This is a genomic window from Ideonella sp. P3_A4, assembly GCF_056403075.1.
The window spans coordinates 1-849 of record NZ_JBFUGE010001225.1 but is presented as its reverse complement, the minus strand read 5'-3'; the positions used below and the strand labels follow the sequence as shown (position 1 = coordinate 849).

General features: G+C 66.3%; 1 protein-coding gene. It reads right to left on the bottom strand.

Annotated features, from left to right (window positions below; all coding sequences use genetic code 11):
• Positions 1–206 precede the first annotated feature (206 nt).
• Entirely contained in the window at positions 207–773 is a 567-nt protein-coding gene (locus tag AC1DYI_RS37175) for a YaeQ family protein (protein ID WP_477209077.1), read from the bottom strand.
• Positions 774–849: the final 76 nt, after the last annotated feature.

Sequence of the window (849 nt, the reverse complement as noted above, 5' to 3'; positions counted from 1 at the left end):
GGCTGGGAGTCTGGGCCATGGCGGAGGAGCCCGCGGCGCCGATCAATGCGGCGGCGAGCGTGGTGAGCAGTTGGTTTGGCATGGGCTGGCGGGGATGGAAGTCGCGGGTAGCGAAAGGTGCCGGCCCATCGGGTCAGGCCAGCGCGGCGGATGATAGGCCAGCACCAGTGGCCAACCGATCAAGATCCGTCAGCGACCGTGCACCCTCATCGCCGTGTCTGAATCTCTTTCAGGCGCCTTGGTTCCAGGGCCACCGAATCGCGGCCGTTGCCGACGTAGAGATGGCCTTCCTGCACGGTCACCTGCAGCTGCATGCCGCGTTCGGCCATCGCGGCCAGGGCCTGGCTTTGATCGGCGTCGATCTGCCAGACCTCGAGGTTGGCCAGGCGCGCCACCTTGTTTTCGATGCCGCTCCACCAGATCGGCGTCGAGCTGCTGTACGACCAAATGCGCACCTTGTCTGCTCGGCCGCAGGCCTTGGCCAGGCGGCGGTCATCGGGTTGGCCGACCTCGATCCATTGGATCAGCGCACCGGTCAGGTCTTTCTGCCACAGGTCGGGTGCATCGGTGTCCGACAGGCCGGGGGCGAATTCGAGAGCGCCGCGGTCGGTGTCGGCCGGTACCGACAGCGCGAACGCCAGCAGCCGCATCATCATGCGTTCGTCGGTTTCCGAAGGGTGGCGGGCCAGCGTCAGCGCATGGTCGGCGTAGTACGCGCGGTCCATGTCGGCGATCTGAAGCTGGGCCTTGAAGATGGTGGATTTGAGGGCCATGGTGCAGGGCCACGAGAAGGCGTGGGGCGGCGGATGGTATCAACCGCAGCGCAGAGGCCCGGATTCAGCCTGAGGA